This is a genomic window from Streptomyces sp. Root1310 (assembly GCF_001426425.1).
Classification (GTDB): domain Bacteria; phylum Actinomycetota; class Actinomycetes; order Streptomycetales; family Streptomycetaceae; genus Streptomyces.
In genome coordinates this window covers 45,424-68,404 of the sequence record NZ_LMEQ01000001.1, presented here as the reverse complement: position 1 = coordinate 68,404, position 22,981 = coordinate 45,424, and the positions used below count along the sequence as shown (strand labels likewise).

The 22,981-nt window shown below is 73.4% G+C and carries 21 protein-coding genes and 1 riboswitch; of the genes, 11 read left to right on the top strand and 10 right to left on the bottom strand.

What is annotated here, in order from left to right:
* Position 1 precedes the first annotated feature (1 nt).
* The 7 genes from cobO to ASD48_RS00295 form a co-directional block, all read right to left on the bottom strand.
* Positions 2 to 601 (bottom strand): cob(I)yrinic acid a,c-diamide adenosyltransferase, encoded by a 600-nt coding sequence (cobO, locus tag ASD48_RS00325; protein ID WP_057599288.1) that lies wholly within the window; start codon positions 599 to 601, stop codon positions 2 to 4.
* On the bottom strand, positions 601 to 2,640 hold the full coding sequence (locus tag ASD48_RS00320; protein WP_057599287.1) for a putative cobaltochelatase: 2,040 nt from the start codon (positions 2,638 to 2,640) through the stop codon (positions 601 to 603). The genes cobO and ASD48_RS00320 overlap by 1 nt, the downstream gene beginning before the upstream one ends.
* A complete protein-coding gene (gene cobN, locus ASD48_RS00315; protein WP_057599286.1) occupies positions 2,637 to 6,293 on the bottom strand; it encodes a cobaltochelatase subunit CobN in 3,657 nt (1,218 codons plus the stop codon). Before cobN ends, ASD48_RS00320 begins: the two co-directional genes overlap by 4 nt.
* Entirely contained in the window at positions 6,290 to 7,822 is a 1,533-nt protein-coding gene (locus tag ASD48_RS00310) for a cobyric acid synthase (RefSeq protein ID WP_057599285.1), read from the bottom strand. The genes cobN and ASD48_RS00310 overlap by 4 nt, the downstream gene beginning before the upstream one ends.
* Positions 7,819 to 8,817 carry a cobalamin biosynthesis protein gene (locus ASD48_RS00305; RefSeq protein ID WP_057599284.1) on the bottom strand — a complete coding sequence of 333 codons (999 nt, stop codon included), beginning with the start codon at positions 8,815 to 8,817 and terminating at the stop codon, positions 7,819 to 7,821. Before ASD48_RS00305 ends, ASD48_RS00310 begins: the two co-directional genes overlap by 4 nt.
* Positions 8,818 to 8,916: 99 nt before the next feature.
* Positions 8,917 to 9,059, bottom strand: a riboswitch (cobalamin riboswitch).
* Between the two features lie 160 nt (positions 9,060 to 9,219).
* On the bottom strand, positions 9,220 to 9,441 hold the full coding sequence (locus tag ASD48_RS00300) for a hypothetical protein (RefSeq protein WP_057599283.1): 222 nt from the start codon (positions 9,439 to 9,441) through the stop codon (positions 9,220 to 9,222).
* A gap of 34 nt (positions 9,442 to 9,475) precedes the next feature.
* A complete protein-coding gene (locus ASD48_RS00295) occupies positions 9,476 to 10,729 on the bottom strand; it encodes an inorganic phosphate transporter (protein ID WP_057599282.1) in 1,254 nt (417 codons plus the stop codon).
* A gap of 607 nt (positions 10,730 to 11,336) precedes the next feature.
* Between ASD48_RS00295 and ASD48_RS00290 the strand changes: the two genes are divergently transcribed.
* The 3 genes from ASD48_RS00290 (at position 11,337) to ASD48_RS00280 (ending at position 15,007) form a co-directional block, all read left to right on the top strand.
* Positions 11,337 to 12,068 carry a class II aldolase/adducin family protein gene (locus ASD48_RS00290; RefSeq protein ID WP_057599281.1) on the top strand — a complete coding sequence of 244 codons (732 nt, stop codon included), beginning with the start codon at positions 11,337 to 11,339 and terminating at the stop codon, positions 12,066 to 12,068.
* A 63-nt stretch (positions 12,069 to 12,131) separates the two neighbouring features.
* Entirely contained in the window at positions 12,132 to 13,268 is a 1,137-nt protein-coding gene (locus tag ASD48_RS00285) for an alpha/beta fold hydrolase (protein ID WP_057599280.1), read from the top strand.
* A gap of 302 nt (positions 13,269 to 13,570) precedes the next feature.
* Entirely contained in the window at positions 13,571 to 15,007 is a 1,437-nt protein-coding gene (locus ASD48_RS00280; protein WP_199875600.1) for a hypothetical protein, read from the top strand.
* A 120-nt stretch (positions 15,008 to 15,127) separates the two neighbouring features.
* Here ASD48_RS00280 and ASD48_RS00275 read toward each other — a convergent pair whose 3' ends face one another.
* Positions 15,128 to 15,541: a VOC family protein gene (locus tag ASD48_RS00275; RefSeq protein WP_057600924.1), complete on the bottom strand. Its 414-nt coding sequence runs from the start codon at positions 15,539 to 15,541 to the stop codon at positions 15,128 to 15,130.
* Positions 15,542 to 15,786: 245 nt separating this feature from the next.
* Between ASD48_RS00275 and abc-f the strand changes: the two genes are divergently transcribed.
* The 3 genes from abc-f to ASD48_RS00260 all read left to right on the top strand — a co-directional run bounded on the left by abc-f (position 15,787) and on the right by ASD48_RS00260 (position 18,937).
* Positions 15,787 to 17,385 (top strand): ribosomal protection-like ABC-F family protein, encoded by a 1,599-nt coding sequence (gene abc-f / locus ASD48_RS00270; RefSeq protein ID WP_057599278.1) that lies wholly within the window; start codon positions 15,787 to 15,789, stop codon positions 17,383 to 17,385.
* Positions 17,386 to 17,793: 408 nt separating this feature from the next.
* Positions 17,794 to 18,015 carry a helix-turn-helix domain-containing protein gene (locus ASD48_RS00265; protein WP_004002281.1) on the top strand — a complete coding sequence of 74 codons (222 nt, stop codon included), beginning with the start codon at positions 17,794 to 17,796 and terminating at the stop codon, positions 18,013 to 18,015.
* Positions 18,016 to 18,133: 118 nt separating this feature from the next.
* A complete protein-coding gene (locus ASD48_RS00260) occupies positions 18,134 to 18,937 on the top strand; it encodes an enoyl-CoA hydratase/isomerase family protein (RefSeq protein ID WP_057599277.1) in 804 nt (267 codons plus the stop codon).
* Positions 18,938 to 18,998: 61 nt separating this feature from the next.
* Here ASD48_RS00260 and ASD48_RS00255 read toward each other — a convergent pair whose 3' ends face one another.
* Positions 18,999 to 19,715, bottom strand: a complete 717-nt coding sequence (locus tag ASD48_RS00255; protein ID WP_199875598.1) for a nucleopolyhedrovirus P10 family protein — start codon at positions 19,713 to 19,715, stop codon at positions 18,999 to 19,001.
* Positions 19,716 to 19,809: 94 nt separating this feature from the next.
* Here ASD48_RS00255 and ASD48_RS00250 point away from each other — a divergent pair, with 94 nt between their 5' ends.
* The 5 genes from ASD48_RS00250 to amaP are packed head-to-tail and all read left to right on the top strand — an operon-like array spanning position 19,810 to position 22,114.
* Positions 19,810 to 20,295: an Asp23/Gls24 family envelope stress response protein gene (locus ASD48_RS00250; RefSeq protein ID WP_057599276.1), complete on the top strand. Its 486-nt coding sequence runs from the start codon at positions 19,810 to 19,812 to the stop codon at positions 20,293 to 20,295.
* Between the two features lie 46 nt (positions 20,296 to 20,341).
* Positions 20,342 to 20,527, top strand: coding sequence for a hypothetical protein (locus ASD48_RS00245; RefSeq protein ID WP_054239245.1), 186 nt, complete (start codon positions 20,342 to 20,344; stop codon positions 20,525 to 20,527).
* Positions 20,524 to 20,904 carry an Asp23/Gls24 family envelope stress response protein gene (locus ASD48_RS00240; protein ID WP_057599275.1) on the top strand — a complete coding sequence of 127 codons (381 nt, stop codon included), beginning with the start codon at positions 20,524 to 20,526 and terminating at the stop codon, positions 20,902 to 20,904. Before ASD48_RS00245 ends, ASD48_RS00240 begins: the two co-directional genes overlap by 4 nt.
* On the top strand, positions 20,901 to 21,530 hold the full coding sequence (locus ASD48_RS00235; RefSeq protein ID WP_057599274.1) for a DUF6286 domain-containing protein: 630 nt from the start codon (positions 20,901 to 20,903) through the stop codon (positions 21,528 to 21,530). The genes ASD48_RS00240 and ASD48_RS00235 overlap by 4 nt, the downstream gene beginning before the upstream one ends.
* Positions 21,527 to 22,114: an alkaline shock response membrane anchor protein AmaP gene (gene amaP / locus ASD48_RS00230; protein WP_107104193.1), complete on the top strand. Its 588-nt coding sequence runs from the start codon at positions 21,527 to 21,529 to the stop codon at positions 22,112 to 22,114. The genes ASD48_RS00235 and amaP overlap by 4 nt, the downstream gene beginning before the upstream one ends.
* Before the next feature lie 106 nt (positions 22,115 to 22,220).
* Here amaP and ASD48_RS00225 read toward each other — a convergent pair whose 3' ends face one another.
* The gene (locus tag ASD48_RS00225) at positions 22,221 to 22,976 is read right to left on the bottom strand and encodes an SDR family oxidoreductase (RefSeq protein WP_057599272.1); all 756 of its coding nucleotides are present in this window, start codon (positions 22,974 to 22,976) and stop codon (positions 22,221 to 22,223) included.
* Positions 22,977 to 22,981 lie beyond the last annotated feature (5 nt).

Below are 22,981 nucleotides of genomic sequence, written 5' to 3'. Positions count from 1 at the left end.
GTCACCACTCGATACCCCGCTGGCCCTTCTGGCCCGCGTCCATCGGATGCTTGACCTTGGACATGTCGGTGACGAGGTCGGCGACGTCGACGAGCTTCTCCGGCGCGTTCCGCCCGGTGATCACGACGTGCTGGGTGCCCGGCCGGTGCCGCAGCACGTCGACGACCTCGTCCGTGTCGACCCAGCCCCAGTGCATCGGGTACGCGAACTCGTCGAGCACGTACAGCTTGTACGTCTCGGCGGCGAGATCCCGCTTGACCTGCTCCCAGCCCTCGCGAGCCTTCTCCTCGTTGTCCATCTGGGAGTCCCGCTGGACCCAGGACCACCCCTCGCCCATCTTGTGCCAGTCGACGGAACCGCCCTCACCGGACGCCCCCAGCACGCGCAGCGCGTTCTCCTCGCCGACCTTCCACTTCGCCGACTTGACGAACTGGAACACCCCGATGGGCCACCCCTGGTTCCAGGCCCGCAGCGCGAGCCCGAAGGCGGCGGTCGACTTGCCCTTGCCGACCCCCGTGTGCACGACGACCAGCGGCCGGTTGCGCCGCTGACGTGTGGTCAGCCCGTCGTCCGGCACCACACTCGGCTGTCCCTGAGGCATTACGCGGCCCTCCTCGAAGTCCCCTGCACATCCCTGACCAGCCCGGCGATGGAGTCGGCCCGCAGCTCGTCCAGCGTCACGGCGGTACCCCCCAGCTCGCCCGCGAGCTGCCCCGCGAGCCCCAGCCGCACGGGCCCCGACTCGCAGTCGACGACCACCGACGCGATCCCCTCGGCGGCGAACAACCGGGCCGCCCGCCCGGCGAGGGCGACCGGCTCCGGGCCGCCGGTGGCCCGTCCGTCCGTCACCACGACCACCAGCGCCCGCCGGGCCGGATCCCGCAGCCGCTCGACCCGCAGCACGTCGTGCGCCTTGAGCAGCCCGGCGGCGAGCGGCGTCCGCCCGCCGGTGGGCAGCGACTCCAGCCGTACGGCGGCGGCGTCCACCGACGAGGTGGGCGGCAGCGCGAGGTCCGCCGCCGTCCCCCGGAAGCTGACGAGCCCCACCTTGTCGCGCCGCTGGTAGGCGTCGAGCAGCAGCGACAGCACGGCGCCCTTCACCGCGCTCATCCGCTGCCGGGCCGCCATCGACCCGGACGCGTCCACGACGAACAGCACGAGGTTGCCCTCCCGGCCCTCCCGGGTCGCCTGCCGCAGATCGTCCCGGCGCACGACGAGCCCGCGCCCGGAGCGACCCCGCTCCCGCTGGTGCGGGGCGGCGGCCATCACCGTGGCGGCCAGGTGCAGCTTGGTCAGCGTCCCGCGGGGCCGCCGCGCACCCGTCGTGCGCCCGTGCTCGGTCCGCGCCCGTGAGCGCCGTCCGGCGGCGCCCTCGCCGATCCCGGGCACGCTCAGCACCTTCGTGCGGAACGGCTCGGCGGCCCGTACGGCGGACTGCTCCCCGGCACCGGAACCGGCGGGCTGCGGCTCCCCGCCCTCGCCGCTCTCCGTGCTCGCCGGAGTCTCCTCCGCCTCGGGACCGGCGGCGGTGTCGTCGCCCCGCGGACCGTCACCGTCGGACTGCGGCGGCTCCCCGCCGTCCCCGCCACCGGGCCCGTCCGGGTCCGGGTCGGGATCCTCGTCGTCCGGGCCGGCGAACTCCTCCAGCGTCTCGTCGAGCTTGTCCTCGTCGATGCCCGGGGCGTCGAAGGGGTTGCGGCGACGGCGGTGCGGCAGCGCCAGCAGCGCCGCCTGCCGGACGTCCTCCGCGAGGACGTCCGTGCGCCCGGCCCAGGCGGCCAGCGCGGTGGCCGTCCGCGCCATCACGATGTCGGCCCGCATGCCGTCCACCTCGAAGGCGGCGCAGGTCGCCGCGATCTGCCGCAGTGCTCCGTCGCCCAGCCGCACCGAGGGCAGCAGCTTCCGCGCGGCCACGATCCGCCCGCGTACGGCGCTCTCCTCGTCCGCCCACCGCTCGGCGAAGGCGGCCGGATCGTCGTCGTGGGCGAGCCTGCGCCGGACGACCTCCACCCGCTGGTCGGGCTCGCGCGAGGCGGCCACCTCCACCGTCAGCCCGAACCGGTCGAGCAACTGCGGCCGCAGCTCGCCCTCTTCGGGGTTCATCGTCCCGACCAGCAGGAACCGCGCGGCGTGGCGCACGGAGACACCCTCGCGCTCCACGTACGAGGCGCCCATCGCGGCCGCGTCGAGCAGCAGGTCGACCAGGTGGTCGTGCAGAAGGTTGACCTCGTCGACGTACAGGATCCCGCGGTGCGCGTCCGCGAGGAGCCCCGGTTCGAAGGCCTTGACGCCCTCGGCGAGCGCCCGCTCGATGTCGAGGGCGCCGACCAGCCGGTCCTCGGAGGCGCCGACGGGCAGTTCGACCATCCGGGCCGGCCGGGTCTCGAAGGCCCCCGGCTCGTGCGGCCCGTCCGGGCAGGCGGGGTCGGGGGAGTCGGGGTCGCAGGAGAACCGGCAGCCGACGACCACGTCCAGGGCGGGCATGAGCGCCGCGAGGGCGCGCACGGCCGTGGACTTGGCGGTGCCCTTCTCCCCACGGACCAGCACCCCGCCCACCGCCGGCGAGACGGCGTTCAGCAGCAGCGCGAGCCGCAGGTCGTCCTGGCCGACGACGGCCGTGAACGGGAAAGGAGTACTCACTTCTCGTCGCCCTCCAAGTCGCCTTCCAGCTCCAGGTAGGTGGCGCGCAGCCGCTCGATCGTCTCGGCGTCCGGCTCGGCCCACAGCCCGCGGTCGGCGGCTTCCAGCAGCCGCTCGGTGATGCCCCGCAGGGCCCACGGGTTGGACTTCTTCATGAAGTCCCGGTTCTCCGCGTCGAAGACGTACTCGGCGCTGAGTTTCTCGTACATCCAGTCGTCGACGACTCCGGCGGTGGCGTCGTACCCGAAGAGGTAGTCGACGGTCGCCGCCATCTCGAAGGCGCCCTTGTAACCGTGCCGGCGCATGGCCGCCATCCAGCGCGGGTTGACGACCCGGGCCCGGAACACGCGATGCGTCTCCTCGCCGAGCGTGCGCGTCCGCACCTGGTCCGGTGTCGCGGAATCGCCCACGTACGCCTCGGGGTTGGCACCCGTCAGATGCCGCACCATGGCGACCATGCCGCCGTGGTACTGGAAGTAGTCGTCGGCGTCGACGAGGTCGTGCTCACGCGTGTCCACGTTCTTGGCCGCGACGGCGATCCGCTTGAACGCCGTCTCCATGTCCCCGCGCGCCGCCCGCCCTTCGAGCCCGCGCCCGTAGGCGTATCCGCCCCAGACGGCGTACACCTCGGCGAGGTCCGCGTCCGAGCGCCAGTTGCGGGCGTCGATCAGCGGCAGCAGTCCCGCCCCGTAGGCCCCCGGCTTGGAGCCGAAGATACGGGCCGTCGCACGTCGCCGGTCGCCGTGCGCGGCGGCGTCCTCGTCGACGTGGGCGCGTACGAAGTTGGACTCGGCGGGCTCGGCCAGCTCGGCCACCGCCCGCACCGCGTCGTCGATCAGCCCCACCACGTGCGGGAACGCGTCCCGGAAGAACCCGGAGATGCGGACCGTGACGTCGATGCGCGGCCGGCCCAGCTCGTCCAGGGGCACGACCTCGAAACCCGTCACCCGGCGCGAGGCGTCGTCCCACACGGGTCGGCAGCCGAGCAGCGCCAGGATCTCGGCGATGTCGTCGCCCTGGGTGCGCATCGCGGAGGTGCCCCAGACCGTGAGGCCGACGGACTTCGGGTACGCGCCCGTGTCCTGGAGGTACCGCTGTACGAGGGAGTCCGCGAGCGACTGTCCGACCTCCCAGCTCAGCCTGGACGGAATGGCCTTGGGGTCGACCGAGTAGAAGTTCCGGCCGGTCGGCAGGACGTTGACCAGCCCGCGCGTCGGAGAGCCCGACGGACCGGCCGGGACGTAGCCGCCGTCCAGGGCCTTGAGGATGTGCCCGATCTCGTCGGTGGTCCGCTCCAGCCGCGGCACGACCTCCGTGCACGCGAACTCCAGCACCGCGACGGCGTCCGGGAGTTCGGTGCCCAGGACCTCACGGACCAGGTCCCGGCTCCCGGCGACCGCCCACCCGCGCTCCTCGGCGCCCTCCGCGATCCGCCGGCACAACTGCTCCAGCAGGTCGACGGCGTCGGCGCCGGTACGGGCGGGGCCCTCGACGAGATCCGTCAGCTCGACCGGCACCTTCACCGGCGCACCCGGCTCGGCGAGCAGCTCCTTCTCCACCAGCCCGAAATGAGCGGCCAGCGCGGCCCGCAGGCCCGGCAGCGCGTTCGCCCGCCCGCCCCACACCTGCGAGGCGCGCAGCACGGCCAGCACGAGGTTCACCCGCGCCTCGCCGACCGGCCCGCCGCCGAGGATGTGCAGCCCGTCCCTGATCTGGACGTCCTTGATCTCGCACAGATAGCCGTCGATGTGCATGACGAACTCGTCGAACGCGTCGTCGTCCGGCTGGTCGTCGACGTGCAGGTCGTGGTGCAGCTCGGCCGCCTTCACCAGCGTCCAGATCTGCGCGCGCACGGCCGGCGCCTTCGTCGGATCCAGGTCGGAGACGAGCGCGTACTCGTCGAGGAGCTGCTCCAGCTTGGCCAGGTCGCCGTAGGTGTCGGCGCGTGCCATCGGCGGCACGAGATGGTCGACGACGGTGGCGTGCCCGCGCCGCTTGGCCTGTGTGCCCTCGCCGGGGTCGTTGACGATGAACGGGTAGACGAGCGGCAGATCCCCGAGGACGGCGTCCGGCGCGCAGCCCCCGCTCAGCCCGAGGCCCTTGCCCGGCAGCCACTCCATCGTGCCGTGCTTGCCCATGTGCACGACGGCGTCGGCGCCGAAGCTGTTCTCCAGCCACCGGTAGGCCGCCATGTAGTGGTGCGACGGCGGCATGTCGGGGTCGTGGTAGATCGCGATCGGGTTCTCGCCGAAGCCGCGCGGCGGCTGGATCATCACGACGACGTTCCCGAACTGCAGGGAGGCCAGCACGATGTCGTCCCCGTCGACGTACAGCGAACCCGGCGGCTCGCCCCACGCCTCCAGCATGCCGTCGCGCAGCCCGGGGTCGAGCCGGTCGAACCACGCCCGGTAGTCGGCCAGCGGAACCCGGGCGGGCGCGGCGGCCAGCTGCTCCTCGGTGAGCCATTCGACGTCGTGGCCACCGGCGTTGATGAGCCGGTGGATCAGCTCGTCGCCGTCGTCCGGATGCCCCTGGACCCCGTACCCGGCGTCCCGCAGCGCGTCCAGGACCCGGACGGCGGAGGCGGGCGTGTCCAGGCCGACCGCGTTGCCGACCCGCGAGTGCTTGGTCGGGTAGGCGGTGAAGACGAGCGCGAGCTTCTTCTCGCCGTTCGGCTTGTGCCGGAGCCGGGCGTGCCGTACGGCGATCCCGGCGACGCGTCCCGCCCGCTCGGGGTCGGCGACGTACACCGGCACGTCGTCCGGGCCCTGCTCCTTGAAGGAGAAGGGGACCGTGATGATCCGCCCGTCGAACTCCGGGATGGCGACCTGCATCGCCGCGTCCATGGGGGACAGGGCCGCGTCGGACGCCTCCCAGGCGCTCTTCGACGAGGTGAGGCACAGCCCCTGGAGCACGGGGACGTCGAGCTCGGCGAGCGCGCCGATGTCCCAGGCCTCCTCGTCCCCGCCCGCCGAGGCCTGCGAGGCGTGCGCGCCGCCGGCGGCGAGCACCGTGGCGACGAGGGTGTCGGTCCGCCCGAGGATCTCGTACAGCCCCGGGTCCGCCCCGCGCAGCGAACCGCAGTACACGGGCAGGGCGTTGGCGCCGCGTGCCTCGACGGCCTCGCACAGCGTGTCCACGAAGGCGGTGTTGCCGCTCAGTTCGTGCGCCCGGTAGAAGAGCACCCCGATGGTCGGCCGGCCCTCGACGAAGGCACGCTCGCCGTGGACGCCGTACTCGGGCATCTTCTGCGGCTCGACGAACCCCTCACCGGTCAGCAGCACGGTGTCGGAGAGGAACCGGGCCAGCTCGGTCAGGTTGGCCGGGCCGCCCTCGACGAGATACCGCAGCGCCTCCGCCACCACACCGGCGGGCACCGACGACTCGGCCATCAGCTCCGCGTCGGGCACGGTCTCGCCGCCCAGCAGCACGGTCGGCACGCCGGACGCCTTGAGCGCGGCAAGGCCGTCCTCCCAGGCCCGCTTGCCGCCGAGCAGCCGGACGACCGCGATGTCGGCGCCGTCGAGAAGCGCGGGGAGTTCCCCGGCGACATCCACCCGGGTCGGGTTGCCGATCCGGTACGAGGCGCCGGAAGCGGCCCGGGCCGCCAGCAGATCCGTGTCGGCGGTCGACAACAACAACACTGTGCTCATGCGGGCGCTCCCGGTGGAATGAAAGGCAGTCCTTGCGGCGCGCCCGACTCGATGAGCCGCCAGAGCGCGTCGGTGTCCGCGTGCTGTTCGATCAGGTCGCCGAGCCGGTCGAGCTGCTCCTCGCGCAGCCCGGCGAAAGAGGTGTCGGCGGCGGGCACGAAGCGACGGCCCGCGGCGGCCGCCACCTCGCGCAGGAAGGCCCGCCGGAATCCGTCCGACTCCAGCGAGCCGTGCCAGTGCGTGCCCCAGGTCTGGCCGACCCGGCAGCCGTCCAGGCCGTGTCCGCGGCCGTCGGAGATGAACGCCTCGCCCCCCTGGACGTCGGCGACCCCGTGATGGATCTCGTACCCCTCGACCCGCTCGCCGAGGGCTTCCCCCACCGGCCGGGTGAGGGTCTTCTCGCGGGCGAACCGCACCCGGACCGGGAGGACGCCGAGGCCCTCCACCTGTCCGAGCCGGCTCTCGACCTCGTCCTCGATGTGCTCGCCGAGGAGCTGGTAGCCACCGCAGATGCCGAGGACGGGCCGCCCTTCGGCCGCCCTGCGCAGGACGGCCTCGGCCAGCCCCCGCTCGCGCAGCCACTCCAGGGCGCGCACGGTCCCCCGGGTGCCCGGGATCACCACCAGGTCGGCGTCGGCCAGTTCCTCGGGCCGGTCGACGAACCGCACGACGACGCCGGGTTCGGCGGCCAGCGCGTCCACGTCCGTGAAGTTGGACATGAGCGGGACGGCGCAGACGGCGACCCGCAGCACGTCCTCGCCGACGGGCGCGGCGGTGTTCGACTCCCGCACGGTCCCGCGCAGCGACACCCTCAGGCCGTCCTCCTCGTCGATCCCCAACCCGTGCCGGAACGGCAGTACGCCGTACGTCCGCCGGCCGGTGAGCCCGTGCAGCATGTCCAGGCCCGGCTCCAGCAGGGAGACGTCCCCCCGGAACTTGTTGACCAGGAACCCGGCGACCAGCTCCTGGTCCTCGGGCGAGAGCAGGGCGACGGTGCCGAAGAAGGAGGCGAAGACGCCCCCGCGGTCGATGTCGCCGACGACGAGCACGGGCAGCCGCGCGCCTCGCGCGATCCCCATGTTCACGATGTCGGTCCGCCGCAGATTGATCTCGGCCGGACTGCCCGCCCCCTCACAGATCACCGCGTCATACGTGCCCCGCAACTCGGCGAGGCAGTCGAGAACGGTTCCGAGGAGTTTCTGCTGCCGCCCCCCGTGGTATCCCCGGGCGCTCATCTCGCCCACCGGCTTGCCGAGGAGCACGACCTGACTGCTCTGCTCCCCGCCCGGCTTGAGCAGCACCGGGTTCATCAGCGCGGTCGGCTCCACCCGGCAGGCCTGGGCCTGCATGGCCTGGGCCCGCCCGATCTCGGCGCCCTCCGTCGTCACGAACGAGTTGAGGGACATGTTCTGCGCCTTGAACGGCGCGACCTTCACCCCCTGCCGCACCAGCCACCGGCAGATCCCTGCCGTGACGACGCTCTTGCCGGCGTCGGAGGTGGTGCCGGCGACGAGGAGACCCCCGCTCATGTCGTACGCCCCTTCGGCTGGTTGCTCTGGCTGCTCTGGTTTCTCCGCGTCCCCGCGACGATGCTCGTGGCGGCGACGCGCGCGGCGACGGTGACGCCGAGCGCGAGCAGACCGACACGGCGGGAGAGCCGCGCGGCCCGTTCGATGTCCGGGGCGACGACGGGCCGCCCGGCCGCGCCGTTCAGCACGGGCCGGTGCTCGACCCGCCCGGCGTACGACAGGGTCCCGCCCAGCCGCACCCCGAGGGCGCCGGCGAACGACGCCTCCACCGGCCCGGCGTTGGGGCTCGGATGCCGGTGGGCGTCGGCCCGCCAGGCCCGCACGGCGCCCCGCGGATCGTCCCCCGCGAGGGCGGCGAGCACGGCGGTCAGCCGGGCTCCCGGCCATCCGGCGACGTCGTCGAGACGGGCGGCGGCCCAGCCGTAGCGCAGATACCGCGGCGACCGGTGACCGACCATGGCGTCCAGGGTGTTGACGGCCCGGAACCCGACCAGGCCCGGCACCCCGCCCACGGCCCCCCACACCAGGGCCCCCACGACGGCGTCGGAGGTGTTCTCGGCGACGGACTCCACGACCGCGCGGGCGATCCCGTCGGCGTCCAGCGCCTGCGGATCCCGCCCGCACAGATGCGGCAGCCGCTCCCGGGCGGCCTCGACGTTCCCCGCTTCGAGCGCCCGGCCGATGGCCCGGGCCTCCCGGACCAGCGAACTGCCCCCGACCACCGCCCAGGTGGCGGCGGAGACGAGAGCGACGGTGGCGGCGGGGGAGCGGCGTACGGCCCGTTCGGCGGCGGCTCCCAGCGCCACGGCCCCACCGGCGCACACGACGGCGTGCAGGGCACCGCGCCCCCGGTGGTCCCGCCACAGCAGCCGCTCGACGGCACCGGCGGCCCGCCCGAACGCGGCGACGGGATGCCCTCGGCGGGGATCGCCGAGCAGCAGGTCGCCCAGGAGGCCGGTGGCGGCGCCGTACGCGTAGAGGCGATCGGCACGCATCGGCTCAGCCGGCCGTGGGGTCGGGCAGCGACCTGGTGCTGTACCTCAACGGCCGAGCGAGCATGGCGATATGTCCTCACTCAGGGTGTCCACGCCCTGGTTCGACGAGACCGGCGGCGAGAGTTCCTGGCTCCCGGGGGTTCCTACCCCGGTCACAGTGGCGGGACCGCGCCGGATTCACACCGGCTTCCTCTTCTGCTGCCGTACATGGCTCGGGCAGTCCACCACGGCCCGCAAGAGCCGTCAACTTGCCTTTGACCTGCGAGGCTCGAGTGTGCAGAACCCCACACAGGGCCGGTGGGCGGGGCCGCGAACGACAAGAGGTGCGGGACGGTGATCCGTCCCGCACCTCAGGGGTGTTCGGGTGCCGCGTGTCCGGGTGCCGCGTGTGCGGACGGGGTGTCAGGCGACGATCAGTGAGATCCCGTACGCCACCGCCGCCGCGCAGGCCGCGAAGCACGCGTACGCGCCGGTCACCGCGAGGGTGGCCGAGCCGCCCTGCGCCGACGCGCGTTCCTGTCGCGACAGGCCCATGATGCCGAGGGTGAACAGGGCGACGAGGCCCACGGTGACCACGAGGCTGACGCCGAAGACAGAGCCCAGGGCTGCCCAGTCGATCTTCATGCTGCTTCTCTTCCTTCGTGCCGGGTGCGCGGGCTCAGACGGCCGCGGCCGGGGGAGCGGCGGGGGTCGCGGGCTCTGCCGCCGGGCCGGGGATCGTGGCCGTCAGGTCCGTGAGGTCCTCGGCCAGGGTGCCCGCGGGCGGCGGGGTGACGGCGGCGATCGCCGTCGTGACGACGCCTGCCGGCTCGTCGGGCTCGTTGACGTTCGAGGCGTCGACGACCTCGCGCCGGGAGATCTTCCAGATGGCCGCGCTGGAGGCGATCAGGAAGACCGCGACGAGGGCCGTGCCCCAGTCGCCCAGGCCGGTGACGGACTCGGCGAGCGCGCCCACCAGGGCCGCGGCCGGGAGCGTCAGGCCCCACGCGACGAACATCCGGGTCGCGGTCGACCAGCGGACCACACCGCCCTTGCGGCCCAGCCCCGCGCCCATCACCGCACCGGAGACCGAGTGGGTGGTGGAGAGGGAGAAGCCGAGGTGCGAGGAGGCCAGGATGACCGTGGCCGCGCTGGTCTGGGCGGCGAAGCCCTGCTGCGGCTGGAGGTCGGTCAGGCCCTTGCCCATGGTGCGGATGATGCGCCAGCCGCCGAGGTAGGTGCCGAGCGCGATCGCCAGGCCGGCGGAGAGGATGACCCAGGTGGGCGGGTCGGAGTCGGGGGCCACGGCACCGCCGGCCACCAGGGCCAGGGTGATGATGCCCATCGTCTTCTGCGCGTCGTTGGTGCCGTGGGCGAGGGAGACCAGGCCGGCCGAGGCGATCTGGCCCGCGCGGTAGCCCTTGGCGGCCGCCTTGCCGTCGGCCTTCTTGCCGAGGGTGTAGGAGAGCCGGGTCGCGAGCATCGCCGCGACGCCCGCGACGATCGGTGCCGCGATCGCCGGGATCAGCACCTTGGTGACCAGCGCGTCACCGTGCACCGCGCCCATACCGGCCGAGGCGATGGTGGCGCCGATCAGACCGCCCATCAGGGCGTGCGAGGAACTGGAGGGCAGGCCCACCAGCCAGGTCAGGAGGTTCCAGAGGATCGCGCCGACCAGGGCGGCGAAGATGACCTCGGGACGGATGCCGGTCTCGTCGACGAGACCCTTGGAGATCGTGTTGGCGACCTCCACCGAGAGGAAAGCTCCCACAAGGTTGAGCGCGGCGGACATGGCCACCGCAACCTTGGGCTTGAGTGCACCGGTCGAGATGGTGGTGGCCATCGCGTTGGCGGTGTCGTGGAAACCGTTCGTGAAATCGAACGCGAGTGCGGTGACGACCACAATCGCGAGGATCAGCGAGAAGTTTTCCATTTACCCAGGCAATCGTTCGAAGTCATTGGCGCGTTGACCGTAAGCAATCTGGGTGAACGGAAGATGAACTGAGAAGGGCATTCGGGTGTCTGTGCAAGGGGGGTGCGGCGGTCTCCCGCCGCGGCGCCGTCGCCGGGGTCAAGCGCCGTACGGTCACCCGTCCTTGGCGAGCCTGCGCGGCCGGGTCCCGGAGCCCTGAAAGAGATTCCGGTCACCCTGCGGGCAACCGCTGTCGGCGTACCGTCAGACGGCCCCCGTCGGCCGTCCGACCGGCGGTGTCCCGGCGCCCGACAGCCCGTGACGGGCGACCCACAGGGCGTGATCCGCGAGATCGTCCGGGCCCCGGTCGGGCCCCGGTCGGGCGGTGGCATCGGCCCTCTGTCACAGGGACGGCACAGGCAGTCCTGTCGCGGGGACGGCACCGACGGCCGAGCGCGGGCGGCGGGGCCCGGCCGTGGGCGCGCCGGCCGCCGCCATTGTGTACGAAACGCGCGGCCGGCTCCTGCGGCCCGCCCCTCGCCCGAGCCCACGTCGGCAGGGCTACGGGTACGCGCCGCCGAACGGCCCGGCGGCGGCGGCCCCCGGTGCCGCCTGGCAGGATCACGGCATGGCTGAGCAGCGACGCGAGCAGGCGGACGCCCGGGGTCACCGGGACGGCGTACGGAACGTGGCGGAGCGGCGGGGGAGGCATGCGGTCCTCGAGGAGGCGCGGGCCTGGGAGGCGCTCGTGACGGCGGCCCGCCGCACGGTGACCGACGGGCTGGTCGTCGGCACCTCCGGCAACGTCTCCGTACGCGTCGGCGACACCGTGCTGGTCACCCCGTCGGGCGTGCCCTACGAGCGGCTCACCCCGGACGACGTCACGGGCGTCGACCTGACCGGCCGGCAGGTGCTCGGCACCCTGCGCCCCACGAGCGAGCTGCCCATGCACCTCGCCGTCTACCGCACCACGGACGCCGGGGCGGTCGTCCACACCCACGCCGTGCACGCGACCGCCGTCTCGACCCTCGTCACCGAGCTTCCCCGCGTCCACTACATGGCGGGCGCGCTCGGCGGATCCGTCCGGGTCGCCCCCTACGCGGCCTACGGCACCGAGGAGTTGGCCGAGAACATGCTCCGGGCCCTCGTCGGCCGCAGCGGTTGCCTCCTGCAGAACCACGGCACCCTCACCCACGGCACCACCCTCGACCAGGCCTACGACCGTACGGCCCAACTGGAGTGGATGTGCCGCCTGTGGCTGACGGCCTCGTCCGTGCCCGGCCTGAACCCCACGCTCCTGACGGAGGAACAGGTCGCGGAGGCGGGCGAGCGACTGCGCGGGTACGGGCAGCCGGAGTGAGCGGCCGTCCCCCGGCCGGCTCCACCACTGGCCGGGAGGGAGGCGGGCCAGGACACTGGACGGGTGCGCACTGTCAAAGCGACGGCCGCCGCCGTCACCACAGCCCTGGCCGCCGCCGCCGTCAGTGTCGCCGCCGGCCGGCTGGCCAGCGACGCCGCGCTGAAGGCGCCGCCCGGCCGGCCCCTGCCCACCGAACCCCGGCTCACCGTGCACGGCACGGCCGCCGGCCAGATCACCCTCACCCGTGACCTGGCCGCACTGCGCCCCGGCACCTACGGCCTCTCCGGCAACGGCTCCCACGCGGTCGTGGGCCCCGTCCTGCCCACCGCCCCGCGCTCCGCCGACACCGTCGTGCGCCGCCTGGAGCGGGTCACCCACGGCACCCTGAGCGCCGGCGACGCGGTCTGGCTCACCCCCAACCTGTATGTCGGCGACCCCTCCAGCGCCCTCGGCCTCGACCATGCCGACATCGACATCCCCGGCGAGCTGGGCAACCTGCCCGCCTGGTTCGTGCCCGGCGCGCGCCGCACCTGGGTGATCGCCGTGCACGGCCTGGGCACCACCCGGGAACACGCCCTGAACCTCATGGGCTTCCTGCACCGCCGCCGCTTCCCCGTCCTCGCCCTCGCCCATCGCGGCGACCTCGGCGCACCCCGCTCCCCGGACGGCCTGAACCACCTCGGCGAGACCGAGTGGCGCGACCTGGACGCGGCGATGCGGTACGCCGTGCGGTACGGCGCCGAACGTGTCGTCCTGTTCGGCTGGTCCACCGGCGCGACCATGGCCCTGCGCGCCGCCGCCGACTCGGGGCTGCGCGATCTCGTCTCCGGGCTGGTGCTGGACTCCCCGGTGCTGGACTGGCGGACGACGGTGCGCGCCCTGGCCGCCGCCCGGCACACCCCGGGCGCGCTGCTGCCGCTCGCCGTCCGCGCCGCCGAGGGCCGCACCGGTCTGCACGCCGGGCCCGGCGGCCACGGCGGCGCGGCCGCCGATCCGGACCGGCTGAGGGTCCCGACCCTGATCCTGCACGGCCCCGACGACACCGTCGCCCCCTGGGGCGCCTCCCGCCGTCTCGCCGACCTCCGCCCCGAGCTGGTCACCCTGCACACCGTCCCGCACGCCCCGCACGGCGCCATGTGGAACCCCGACCCCGCGGCCTACGAGGAGGCCCTGCGCCGCTTCCTGACCCCGCTCATGTGACCCGCCACGGGTGCGCGACAGTGGCGCACCCCTGAGCCGACGCCGACGCGGCCCGCTCGGGTGCGCCCCGGCAAGGCACCCCGCCATGGCCCGGCACGGCCCGTCATGGTGGCCCGTCAAGCTGCCCCGGCAAGGCGGCCGGGCAGGGCCGCCGGACCGGTGCCGCCGGTTCCGTTTAAGCCCGTACCACTGGCCTGAAGGCGCCTCTCCGCCCGTCACGGAACCCCGTGCCTTGGCCAGTCCCGTAGCCGGCCGTGACATTCCGTTTGGGTTTTCGGACCGTCAACCGGAAGACTGCACCCGTGACGTCCCGTATCCCGCGCGACTCCAGGCTTCGACTCGTCCGCCCGCGACCCCTGGCCGCCGCCCCCTCAGCTGTGAACGAGCGGCGCCCGCGCCGCCCCGCACCCCGCCCGCCGGAGGGCACCCCGGCCCCCGCGGAGCTGGCCAGAATGGCGCGCTCCGGACTGGCCGCCGCGGCCCGTGTCGCCCGCTGGGCCGACAACGCCCTCGGCCCCGGCCGAGACGCCGCCACGACCGACGGCAAGGCCACCCTCTCCGACGCGACCGCAGAACGGGCCGCCGGTGATCTGGGCCTGACCACGGACCGGATCCGCGCCGACTGGGACACCGCCCGGCTCGCCGGCCTCGTCGAGGTGCACGGCGACAGCGCCCGCCCCGGCTGGCGGCTGCGCGCCTGGAACCGCGACGACAGCGCCGTCCTGCGCGGCTGGGTCGCCCTGTTCGACGCCTGGTCGCTCGCCTCCCCCGAACCCGGGGACCACGAGCCCGCCGCCGTCGCCGAGGTCGTCTCGGCCATGCCCCAGGTGCTCTCCTTCCTCCAGCTCTCCGCCGGGCCCGTCCCCGTGGAGCAGCTGCTCGACCTGCTGCGCCAGCGGGTCACCGAACTGCGCACCGAGCGCTGCGAGGTGCCCTACGGCGCCGGCTCGGAACCCGCGACCCCGATCGCCCCGGTCCTCTCCGTCGACGCCGACCCGGCGGAGCCCGCCCAGGACGCCGAACTCGTCCCCCTCCTCGACTGGGCCCTGCACGCCCTCGCCGCCGTGGGCGCCCTCACCTACGGCGCCGGCCAGGCCACGCTCACCCCGCTGGGCAGCTGGGCGGTCTGGGTCAAGCTGGAGCAGATCTGCGTCGCCGCGCAGAGCCCCGCCGGCAACATCGAGCAGTCGGCCGAGGCCATGCTCCGCGGCTGCGCCCAGCTGCGCCCCAACGCCGCCCGCGCCGAGTACCGCGCCTGGCTCGCCGCCCGGACCGTCGGCAGCGCCGTCGCCGAGCTGCTGTTCGCCGCCCGCGGCGACGACGCCCTGCTGCGCGGTCTCGCCTTCGAGGCGCTGCGCGTCGTCGGAGCCCCCGCCGAGCCCGATGTCCGCGCGGTGGTCGACGAACCCGCCCTGCGGCCGTACGCGCTGCTGTGGCTCGCCGAGCACGACGGCGTCGACCCCGAGGACGCCCACGAGGTGCTCACCCGGCAGGAGGCCACCTGGCTGTGGGTCGACACCGCCGCGGCCGTCGCCGACCACGGGGAGGCGCCGATGCTCGTACGTCACCTGGAGTCGGCGCTGCAGCCGACCGTCCCCGCCCTGCTCACCGAGGTGCGCGCCGTCGGACATCCGCGCACCGTGCAGGTGCTGGTGGCGCTCGCCGCCGCGCACCCCGACCCGGCGCTGGCCAAGGCCGTCCGCCGGGCCGCCTTCCAGGTGCACACCGGAGGCAGCTGACCGGGCCCGGCACGGGTCCACAGGAGGCAGCCGACCGAGCCCGGCACGGGTCCACAGGAGGCAGCCGACCGAGCCCGGCACGGGATCCGCGGGAGCTCCGCGCGGGCTCCGGCGGGGCTCTCAGCCCTGTATCTCGGGCGCGTACGTGCCGAAGCTCCAGAGGTTGCCCTCGAGATCGCGGGCCATGTAGTCCCGGGAGCCGTAGTCCTGGTCCGTCGGCGGCATCACGATGTCCGTGCCGTGCTCCACGGCCCGCCGGTGGTGTGCGTCGACGTCGTCCACCACGACGTACACCCCGGTCGGGCCCGCGTCCTTCATCGCCGTGTCGAAGACTCCGCCGCGGCCCTTCGAGCCGAGCATCACCGCGCCGTTGCCCTGCACCAGCTCGGCGTGCACGACCGAGCCGTCCTCGCCCTCGTAGACGGACAGCTCCGCGAACCCCAGCGCCTCCGTGAGCTGCCGGATCGCCGCTTTCGCGTCGGTGTACAGCACCGTCGGATAGATGCTCGGGCGCCCGCTGTTCGTGCCTGCCATGCCGATCACTCCCTTGTGATCCACGACGGATTCGTCATCCGCGGCCCAGTCTGGCACCCGCCACTGACAACGCCCCCGGGAGCGGGATCCGGCGGCAGCCCGGCAAGATCGAACACCTGAACCCAGAAAAAGTGCTTGCACGGTCCCGTTAGACTGGCCCTCATGGCCATTCTCCTCGCGCATTAGACGGCGGGAACGTCCTCGGCCGTCCATCCTGCCAACGACCCCCGCTCTGGAGTCTGTCCGTGATCTCCGCCTCCGGCATCGAGCTGCGCGCCGGTGCCCGCATCCTCATCGAGAACGCCTCCTTCCGTGTGGCCAAGGGTGACCGCATCGGTCTGGTCGGGCGCAACGGCGCCGGCAAGACCACGCTGACCAAGGTCCTGGCCGGCGAGGGCATCCCGGCCGCCGGCCAGGTCACCCGCTCCGGCGAGGTCGGCTACCTCCCGCAGGACCCCCGCACCGGCGACCTCGACGTGCTGGCCCGCGACCGCATCCTCTCCGCGCGCGGCCTGGACGTCCTGATCCGCAAGATGCGCGAGAACGAACAGCGGATCGCGAACGGCTCGGGCGCCACCCGCGACAAGGCGATGCGCCAGTACGAGCGCCAGGAGACGGAGTTCCTCACCAAGGGCGGATACTCCGCCGAGGCCGAGGCCGCCACCATCGCCGCCGCGCTCAACCTGCCCGACCGGGTGCTCGGCCAGCCCCTGCACACGCTCTCCGGCGGTCAGCGGCGCCGGGTCGAGCTCGCCCGCATCCTGTTCTCGGACGCGGACACCCTGCTCCTCGACGAGCCGACGAACCACCTCGACGCCGACTCGATCGTCTGGCTGCGCGACTACCTCAAGACCTACCGCGGCGGCTTCATCGTCATCAGCCACGACGTCGACCTGGTCGAGACGGTCGTCAACAAGGTGTTCTACCTGGACGCCAACCGCTCCCAGATCGACGTCTACAACATGGGCTGGCGGCTCTACCAGCAGCAGCGCGAGTCCGACGAGAAGCGCCGCAAGCGCGAGCGCCAGAACGCCGAGAAGAAGGCCGCCGCGCTGCATTCGCAGGCCGACAAGATGCGCGCCAAGGCCACCAAGACGGTCGCCGCGCAGAACATGGCCCGCCGCGCCGACAAGCTGCTCTCCGGCCTGGAGGCGGTCCGTCAGTCCGACAAGGTCGCCAAGCTCCGCTTCCCCGAGCCCGCGCCCTGCGGCAAGACGCCGCTGATGGCCGAGGGCCTGTCGAAGTCCTACGGCTCGCTGGAGATCTTCACCGACGTCGACCTGGCGATCGACAAGGGCTCCCGGGTCGTCATCCTCGGTCTGAACGGCGCCGGCAAGACGACTCTGCTGAGGCTGCTCGGCGGGGCGGAGCAGCCCGACACCGGCGAGGTCGTCGCGGGTCACGGTCTCAAGCTCGGCTACTACGCCCAGGAGCACGAGACGCTCGACCCGGAGCGTACGGTCCTGGAGAACATGCGCTCCGCCGCCCCCGACCTGGATCTGGTCGAGGTCCGCAAGACGCTCGGCTCGTTCCTGTTCTCCGGCGACGACGTCGACAAGCCCGCCGGCGTGCTCTCCGGCGGCGAGAAGACCCGGTTGGCCCTCGCCACCCTCGTGGTCTCCTCGGCCAACGTGCTGCTGCTCGACGAGCCCACGAACAACCTCGACCCGGCCAGCCGCGAGGAGATCCTCGGCGCGCTGCGTACCTACAAGGGCGCGGTCGTCCTCGTCACCCACGACGAGGGCGCCGTGGAGGCGCTCCAGCCCGAGCGGATCATCCTGCTGCCCGACGGCGTCGAGGACCTGTGGGGTGCCGACTACGCGGATCTGGTCGCGCTGGCCTGACCGAACACGGTCTCCACGGCGTGATCAACGGCGTGATCCAGAACGTGATCCAGGACGTGACCAACGGCGTGATCCACGATGTTGGATCATTCGTCTGGATCATTCGGCCTACCGGTGATCCATCATCTGTGTGAGATCTCCTCGTATCGAGGTGTGTCCTACATCGATTTCGCGGCCGATCCCTTTGTCGACAAGGGGTCGGCCGTCGCGCGTCTCTGACCTGCCACTTCGCGCAACAACCCGTTCGGCCCCACGAACACCACGGGGTGGAATCAAAGACTCCACTTGTGGGGACGCGCTCCTGTCGTCAAAACCCTGTCGCACGGACCTTGCCGAATGGGTGGCCATCGCGCGCCGGAGGGGTGATCATGAGGATGACCAGAGCGCACTTCCCATGAGGAGGCACGGGTGGCCGAGACTCTGAAGAAGGGCAGCCGGGTGACCGGCGCCGCGCGCGACAAGCTCGCGGCAGACCTGAAGAAGAAGTACGACTCCGGTGCGAGCATCCGGGCGCTGGCCGAGGAAACCGGTCGCTCGTATGGCTTTGTCCACCGGATGCTCAGCGAGTCGGGCGTCACGCTGCGTGGGCGTGGCGGGGCGACCCGGGGCAAGAAGGCTGCCTCGTCCTGACCCGGGGCGGCCCACCGCTTTCGATGGTGGCCACCCGGTCGGTTGTCCGACCGGCCGGGTGGTTACTGTGCAGTCACTTAGCTGACCGCTAGCTGACCGCACTCATCGGAGGCTTCTCATGGCCACGCCCGACCAGGAACTCGTCCCCCTGCTCGACAAGGACGGCGTACGGCTCACCGTCGACGACACGCTCGCCACGGTGACGCTGGCCAACCCGGCCAAGCGCAATGCGCAGAGCCCCGCCATGTGGCGGGCGCTCGCCGAAGCCGGGCGGCTGGTGCCGGGCTCCGTCCGCGTGGTCGTGCTGCGCGGCGAGGGCAAGTCCTTCTCCGCGGGGCTCGACCGGCAGATGTTCACGCCCGAGGGGATCGAGGGCGAGCCGTCCTTCATCGATCTCGCGCGCAGTGGTGACGCCGAACTGGACGCCGCCATCGCCGGGTTCCAGGAGGGCTTCACCTGGTGGCGGCGCAACGACCTCGTGTCCATCGCCGCCGTCCAGGGCCACGCCATCGGTGCGGGCTTCCAGCTGGCTCTCGCCTGTGACCTGCGCGTCGTCGCCGACGACGTGCAGTTCGCCATGCGGGAGACCGGGCTCGGCCTCGTGCCGGACCTGACCGGCACACATCCCCTCGTCTCCCTGGTCGGCTACGGCCGTGCGGCCGAGATCTGCCTGACCGGCCGGTTCGTGCACGCCGAGGAGGCGGTGAGCTCAGGGCTCGCCAACATCGCCGTGCCCGCGCAGGACCTCGACACCGCGACGCGTGAGCTGGCCGCGGCGATCCTGGCCGCGCCCCGGGAGGCCGTCATCGAGACCAAGGCGCTGCTGCGCGGCGCCGGCGACCGCACCTACGACGAGCAGCGCGCCGCCGAGCGCGCCGCCCAGGGCCGCCGTCTGCGTGACCTGGCCGGCGTGGGCGAGTGAGCCGGCTCCTCGCGGGCCCGGTCACTCCACCGGCCCACGGGTCACTCCACCGGCCCACGGGTCACTCCACCGCCGTGACCAGAACGGCCACCGTCGGGTGATCCCGTAGCGCCTCCGACACCGCCGCACGCACCCCCCTGGCCACCTCCAGGGCCCGGTGGCGCGCACTCACCGCGATCTCCACGCGTGCGTGGCGGTGCGGCAGGGCGGTCGCGTGCTCGCGTTCCTCGATGCGCATCGCCCTGCCGACGACATCGGTCAACCGGGTCACCCCGGGCACGGACAGAGCGGCGACGGTCGCGCGTGCCTCGTCGCCGTGCTGTGCGGCCGCGACGTGCCGCGGCTCGGGACCGGGCCGTACCTCCGGTTCCGGTTCCGGGTCCTCGTCCAGCAGAGCCGTCACCCGCAGGTCCACCTCCGACACCACCAGGCCGAGCCGATCCGTCGCGGCCGCCGCCAGCGCCGTGCGCAGGCGGGCCGCCGTCGTCGGCAGCGGGCCGGACGAGGACGCGGCGATGTCCGCCGTGACCCGCAGCGGCCCGGGCGGCAGGCCGCTCGGCGGAGGTGGCACGGCGGGCTCGTACCCCCCGGCCGGGTCGGCCACCGCGATCCGCAGCGCGCCCATGCGCACGCCCTCCACACCCCGCACCGCCCGCCGCAGCACCGCCTCGGCCGCCGCCTCCGTGATCCACGCGCCGTCACGCGGTCCGCCCAGCGGGAGCAGCCTGCCGAGGCTCAGCTGATGCCGTACCGCGCTCGTCCATCCGTCCACCGTCATTGCTCCAGCCTGCCGCATCCCTGGCGCGCGGTCGGGCAACCGCGCTTACCGTGGTGGAGGGACGAGCACGAACCGGACGTAAGGACGTACGGCGATGACCGAGGCAGCAGCGGAGCAGCACCGGACGCAGGTCTCCGACGGCGGAACCGAGCCGCTGGGGACCCGCAGGACGACCAAGCGCGGCGGCGGTGATCCGGCGACCCGAGGGCGCACCACCATCGCCGACGGCGTCGTCGAGAAGATCGCGGGCCTAGCGGCACGGGACGTCCTGGGCGTCCACGCGATGGGCAGCGGACTCAGCCGCACCTTCGGCGCCGTACGGGACCGGGTGCCCGGCGGTTCGAAGTCGGTGAGCCGAGGTGTGAAGGCCGAGGTGGGCGAGGTGCAGACCGCGCTCGACCTGGAGATCGTCGTCGACTACGGCGTGGCCATCGCCGATGTGGCGCAGGCCGTGCGGGAGAACGTGATCGCGGCCGTGGAACGGATGACCGGACTGGAGGTCGTCGAGGTCAACATCGCGGTGAGCGACGTCAAGCTGCCCGACGAAGAGGACGAGGAGCCGGAGCCCCGGATCCAGTGACACGCAGACGACGGCCCGGTGACCGGACCGCCGAGGGGAGAACACCTTGAGCATGGCCGTGGTCGGCATGATCGCCGGCATGGCGCTGGGCTTCGCCGGATACTTCGGCGGGTTCGGGGCCTTCCTCCTGGTGGCGGCACTGGGCGCCGTCGGGTTCGTCGTCGGCCGGTTCCTGGAGGGGGACCTGGACCTCGGCGACCTCTTCCGTACCCGCGACGACCGGCGCCGGTGACCTCCGTGGGCGAGAAGGGCGCCGTGGGCGGGCGTCCGTCCGTCGTTCCCGCGGGCGCCCGCGGCGCGACCCGCATCGCCGACCGGGTCGTGGCGAAGATCGCCTCCCAGGCCGCCCGCGAGGCGGTCGGACCGCTGCCGTCCGACGCCGCGGGACCGCACGCCACCGTCGTCGTCCACCACGACGCCGCGCATGTCCGGGTCCATCTCGAACTCGACTATCCGACCGATATCGGCGGACGCTGTCACCGTGTGCGTCGGCATGTCACCGAGCGGGTAGGCGCGTTGGTGGGAATGGAGGTTCCGGAGGTCGCCGTCCAGGTGGAACGGCTGCACCTGACAGCGGCCCCGGGCGTGGCGCACGGGAGGGCGCGATGAGCGAGCCCGGAGGCTTGCAGGGCAGCACACTGCCTGTTCTGGAGAAACCCACGCAAGAAGAGCACCCCGGCGCGGCGGGCCCCGCCGACCACCGCTTCTGGTCGGCGCGCCGCGTCCCGGCCGGTGTCGTCGCGGTGCTGCTGCTCGTCGTCGCGGCCGCCTTTCTCTACGACGTGGTCGCGGTGCGCGCCCACCGGTCCGCCATGGCCTGGCGGACCGGACTCGCCCGGCAGCTCGCCGAGCGCCCCCTCGACGACATCTGGGTGCTGCTGGGAGCCGGGGTCGCGGCGGCCCTCGGCCTGTGGCTGGTCGTGCTGGCGGTGACCCCGGGCCTCAGGGAGGTCCTGCCGATGCGCCGCACCCACCCGGACGTACGGGCGGGCCTCGACCGGGACGCGGCCGCACTGGTGCTGCGCGACCGGGCCATGGAGGTCGCCGGCGTGCAGTCGGTACGCGTGCGCGCGGGCCGCCGCAGGGCCGACGTCCGCGCGCTCGCCCACTTCCGCGACCTGGACGACGTACACGCCGACCTGGACGCCGTCCTCACCGACGCGATCCACGGCCTGGGCCTGGTCCGGCCGCTCGCCCTGTCGGTCCATGTCCGGCGACCCGGGAAGAAGAGGTGAGGACGATGCTCGGTACCGTCAACCGCGTGCTCATCGCAGTCGCCGGAGTGGTGCTGATCGCCGTCGGCGGCGCGGTGCTGGCCGTGGGCCTGGGCGCCTCCGCACCCTCCTGGTGGCTCCACCAGGGCCCGCACGACGTCCTTCTCACCACCGCCGAACGCACCCGCTGGCGCGCCGACGCCTGGTGGTGGCCGACGGTGATCGCGGGCCTCGCGGTCCTCGTCCTGCTGACCCTGTGGTGGCTGACGGCGGTTCTGCGCCGCCGCCGGCTGGGCGAGCTCCTCGTCGACACGGGCGACGGTGCGGGAGCGCTGCTGCGGGGCCGCGCCCTGGAGGGCGTACTCGCCGGTGAGGCGGAGCGGCTGGACGGCGTCGCCCACGCGCATGTGGCGCTGAAGGGCAGGAGGGAGGCGCCCGAGGCACGGGTCCGCCTGGTGCTGGAGCCCCATGTGGACCCGGCGACGGCGCTGGACCACCTCACGTCTCAGGCCCTGACCCACGCGCGGGACTCGGCGGCGCTCGAGGCACTGCCCGCGGAGGTGCGGATGAAGGGCGTCAAGCACAAGGCCGAAAGGGTCAGTTGAGCTGCCCGGACCGCCCGGGTTGCCCGGACCGCCCGGACTGCCCGGACTGCACGGACTGCAGGGGCGGAGTCGAGCCGCCCCGGGTGCGGGTGCGGGTGCGGGCGGGTCAGAACCCGTGCCGCATCCCGCCGTCCACCGGCACCATGAGGCCCGTCAGATACGAGGCCGCCGGCGACAGCAGGAACGCGGCCGTCCGGCCGAACTCCGCCGGAGTCCCGTACCGCCGCAGCGGAATCCGGGACTCGTTCGCGGCCCGGGTGGCCTCGGGGTCGGCCGACAGCCCGTCCAGCTCCCGCACCCGATCGGTGTCGATACGGGCCGGCAGCAGGCCCACGACCCGGATCCCCCGGGGCCCCAACTCGTCGGCGAGCGACTTCGCGAACCCGGCCAGTCCCGGCCGCAGGCCGTTGGAGATGGTCAGCCCGGGAATCGGCTCGTGCACCGACCCCGACAGGACGAACCCGATGACCCCGCCCGCCTCCAGCTCGGCGGCGGCCGTCCGCGCCAGCCGGACCGCCCCGAGGAACACCGACTCGAACGCGGTCTGCCACTGCTCGTCCGTGTTGTCCGCGACGAACCCGGGCGGCGGACCGCCCACGCTCACCAGCACCCCGTCGAACCCGCCGAAGGCATCGCGCGCCGCCGCGATCAGCCGCGCCGCCGCCCCGGGGTCGGCATTGTCCACGGCGAGTCCGACGGCGTTCGGCCCCAGTTCGGCCGCGGCGTCGGCGACGCGCTTCTCGTCCCGCCCGGTGAGGACGACCTTCGCGCCGTCCGCGACGAGCTCGCGCGCGGCGGCGTTGCCGAGGCCGCGCGTCGCCCCGGTGACCACGTACACCCGGTCCTTCAGTCCAAGATCCATGGTCC

Excerpts from the sequence above, each read along its gene's own strand:
- cobO (WP_057599288.1), bottom strand. The coding sequence starts at position 601 with ATGCCTCAGGGACAGCCGAGTGTGGTGCCGGACGACGGGCTGACCACA.
- cobN (WP_057599286.1), bottom strand. The coding sequence starts at position 6,293 with ATGAGCACAGTGTTGTTGTTGTCGACCGCCGACACGGATCTGCTGGCG.
- ASD48_RS00310 (WP_057599285.1), bottom strand. The coding sequence starts at position 7,822 with ATGAGCGGGGGTCTCCTCGTCGCCGGCACCACCTCCGACGCCGGCAAG.
- ASD48_RS00305 (WP_057599284.1), bottom strand. The coding sequence starts at position 8,817 with ATGCGTGCCGATCGCCTCTACGCGTACGGCGCCGCCACCGGCCTCCTG.
- ASD48_RS00300 (WP_057599283.1), bottom strand. The coding sequence starts at position 9,441 with ATGAAGATCGACTGGGCAGCCCTGGGCTCTGTCTTCGGCGTCAGCCTC.
- ASD48_RS00295 (WP_057599282.1), bottom strand. The coding sequence starts at position 10,729 with ATGGAAAACTTCTCGCTGATCCTCGCGATTGTGGTCGTCACCGCACTC.
- ASD48_RS00290 (WP_057599281.1), top strand. The coding sequence starts at position 11,337 with ATGGCTGAGCAGCGACGCGAGCAGGCGGACGCCCGGGGTCACCGGGAC.
- ASD48_RS00275 (WP_057600924.1), bottom strand. The coding sequence starts at position 15,541 with ATGGCAGGCACGAACAGCGGGCGCCCGAGCATCTATCCGACGGTGCTG.
- ASD48_RS00260 (WP_057599277.1), top strand. The coding sequence starts at position 18,134 with ATGGCCACGCCCGACCAGGAACTCGTCCCCCTGCTCGACAAGGACGGC.
- ASD48_RS00255 (WP_199875598.1), bottom strand. The coding sequence starts at position 19,715 with ATGACGGTGGACGGATGGACGAGCGCGGTACGGCATCAGCTGAGCCTC.
- ASD48_RS00250 (WP_057599276.1), top strand. The coding sequence starts at position 19,810 with ATGACCGAGGCAGCAGCGGAGCAGCACCGGACGCAGGTCTCCGACGGC.
- ASD48_RS00235 (WP_057599274.1), top strand. The coding sequence starts at position 20,901 with ATGAGCGAGCCCGGAGGCTTGCAGGGCAGCACACTGCCTGTTCTGGAG.
- ASD48_RS00225 (WP_057599272.1), bottom strand. The coding sequence starts at position 22,976 with ATGGATCTTGGACTGAAGGACCGGGTGTACGTGGTCACCGGGGCGACG.